The organism is Candidatus Contendobacter odensis Run_B_J11 (assembly GCF_000531125.1).
GTDB classification, from domain to species: domain Bacteria; phylum Pseudomonadota; class Gammaproteobacteria; order Competibacterales; family Competibacteraceae; genus Contendibacter; species Contendibacter odensensis.
The window spans coordinates 1-2,377 of sequence record NZ_CBTK010000219.1 but is presented as its reverse complement, the minus strand read 5'-3'; the positions used below and the strand labels follow the sequence as shown (position 1 = coordinate 2,377).

Below are 2,377 nucleotides of genomic sequence, written 5' to 3'. Positions count from 1 at the left end.
AAGTACTCTGGCATACCGAGGTCGTAGGCGAGAACTATTCCTGTACTGCCGGTAGTCCCGTTGTTCGTTACCTGCAAATCGAAGGGGATAAAGTGAGTGTGACGTTTTGCAAGAGTTCCTATGGAGAAATTGAGTTGAAAACTGGAGAGTTCCGCTTTCTGGGACAGGATTAATCTCGCCTGAGGTCGGTATTGAATCTGGTGAGTTCACTGTTTGGCTTTTCGAGATGAGGGTTATAGCTATGCCTTATAAAGACGTTCAGGTTGAAAAGGGTGAAACGGTTTCCAGCCATGCTTCATTACAGGCTTATCCGGAAGCTATCATCTCCATAAAGGATTCAAAAACAGGGATTACCGTCCATGTTGATCACGATGGTCGACATGTGATGGGAGTATCCGGGAATGGGGAGACACTCTGGCGTACCGAGGTCGTGGGCGAGAACTACTCCTGTACTGCCGGTAGTCCCGTCGTTCGTTACCTGCAAATCGAAGGGGATAAAGTGAGTGTGACGTTTTGCAAGAGTTCCTATGGAGAAATTGAGTTGAAAACCGGAGAGTTCCGCTTTCTGGGACAGGATTGATCTCACTGGAGGTAGGCACCGAATCAAGTGAGTTCGCTTGTTGGCTTTTCGAGAAGAGGGTGTATAGCCATGTACTATGAAGATGTTCAGGTTGAAAAGGGTGAAACGGTTTCCGGTCTTGGTGCAGCCTATGGCTATAAAGCCACGGAATGGCGCAAGATTTGGGATGATCCCCGTAATATGGCCTTGATCACTAAACGGAAGGTTCCCGAACACCTCCAGATCGGCGACATTCTTATGGTGAAGATTCCCTGGAAGGTAACATCCAAGAGTCTCACCAAGCAGGCCGATGGCGGACTGATGGAAGCCGAAAGAGACGGCGAGTTGGGCAAGCGCTTAACGTGGGTACAGACCGTTTACCGGCACAACCAGCCTATCGGCCCGAACCCCAACCCATTTTGCGTGGATGCTTGCACCCCTGACGACGATCTGCCCTTTTACTGGACCAATGATGAGATCAAAAACGATCCCAATCTGCGGAAGAAATTTCGGGATCATTCATCGCGATCTGCCCCGACTGCGGCGATGGGGGATACCCGCTGGCGGGCGGTGTTGTCACTGGCAGTCGTGACCAAGCAGCGGGTAACGATCTGGGACTCGCTGGTCTGGGGTTGGGATATGACTCCAGCGAACGTCGTGACTACGGTGGGGCCACGGGCGGCGACAGCCCTCGAAGTCAATGGGCATCTCAATCTGCTGCGGAAAGGCATTGGAACGGGTCCGCTCACCTTCGGCAAAGCAGGGTGGACCTTCCGGTCAGCACCCCCTTGATTCCGTTAGGAGGGCCACACCCATTCAAGACCGGGCATGTGATCAATATGCCCGGCACTGGGTTTTCTATTCTCAAGCGCCCAGCCCGACGACTCGTCTCGCCAGTTCCATTTCGGCTACATCCGGGTTCACCGCTGCCCGCAATGCCCGATTCACGGCGCTGATCACCGCGTTCAGCGAAGCGGTGACGATGTTGCTGTCCATCCCGACGCCGAACAGTGAAACGCGGTCGTCCATCCGAATTTCAACATAGGACACGGCATTGGCATTCGCGCCGGCGCCGATGGCGTGTTCGTGGTAGTCCACCACCCGCACATCCAGCCCGCAATGCCGGTTCAGCGCATCGGTGAAGGCGTCAATCGGACCGTTGCCTCTGCCAGAAATCAGCCGCTCTCGCCCGTGCTCGCGAATCGTCGCGGTCAGCTTGCACGCCCCGCTGGCCTGGCTATCGGGTGCGCTGCGATGTTCGACGAACTGGAACGGTTCCTTGAGTTGCAGATAGTCCGCCGCGAACGCCGTCCACAGATCCGCCGAGGTCAGTTCCTTGCCGGTGCTATCCGCCATCGCCTGCACCGCTTGACTGAATTCCACCTGCAAGCGGCGGGGCAGGCGCAGTCCGTGGTCCTTCTCCAGCAGATAGGCAATCCCACCCTTGCCGGATTGGCTATTGACCCGGATCACCGCCTCGTAACTGCGGCCCAGGTCCGCCGGATCAACCGGCAGATAGGGTACTTCCCAGTGTCCATCGCCGGTCGCCCACCGCTGTTCCTGAGCGGCGAAACCTTTCTTGATCGCGTCCTGATGCGATCCGGAAAAAGCGGTGAAGACCAGATCGCCGGCGTAGGGATGGCGCGGATGCACCGGAATCTGGTTGCAGTACTCCGCAGTGCGGACGATCTCGTCCATCACCGAAAAATCCAGACCGGGATCAATCCCCTGACTATAGAAATTCAGCGCCAGCGTCACCAGATCGACATTGCCGGTGCGCTCGCCACTGCCGAACAGACAGCCCTCGACCCGGTCGGC

The 2,377-nt window shown here is 56.2% G+C and carries 3 protein-coding genes; 2 read left to right on the top strand and 1 reads right to left on the bottom strand.

Annotated features, from left to right (window positions below; translation table 11 throughout):
- Positions 1-241 precede the first annotated feature (241 nt).
- Entirely contained in the window at positions 242-580 is a 339-nt protein-coding gene (locus tag BN874_RS12805; RefSeq protein ID WP_034434016.1) for a hypothetical protein, read from the top strand.
- A gap of 69 nt (positions 581-649) precedes the next feature.
- Positions 650-1,351 (top strand): hypothetical protein, encoded by a 702-nt coding sequence (locus tag BN874_RS12800; protein ID WP_034434014.1) that lies wholly within the window; start codon positions 650-652, stop codon positions 1,349-1,351.
- Between the two features lie 72 nt (positions 1,352-1,423).
- Here BN874_RS12800 and BN874_RS12795 read toward each other — a convergent pair.
- The coding region (locus BN874_RS12795) for an alpha-isopropylmalate synthase regulatory domain-containing protein (protein WP_320411472.1) at positions 1,424-2,377 on the bottom strand (954 nt) is incomplete at its 5' end.

Coding starts and splice junctions, on each gene's coding strand:
- BN874_RS12800 (WP_034434014.1), top strand. CDS start 650: ATGTACTATGAAGATGTTCAGGTTGAAAAGGGTGAAACGGTTTCCGGT.
- BN874_RS12805 (WP_034434016.1), top strand. CDS start 242: ATGCCTTATAAAGACGTTCAGGTTGAAAAGGGTGAAACGGTTTCCAGC.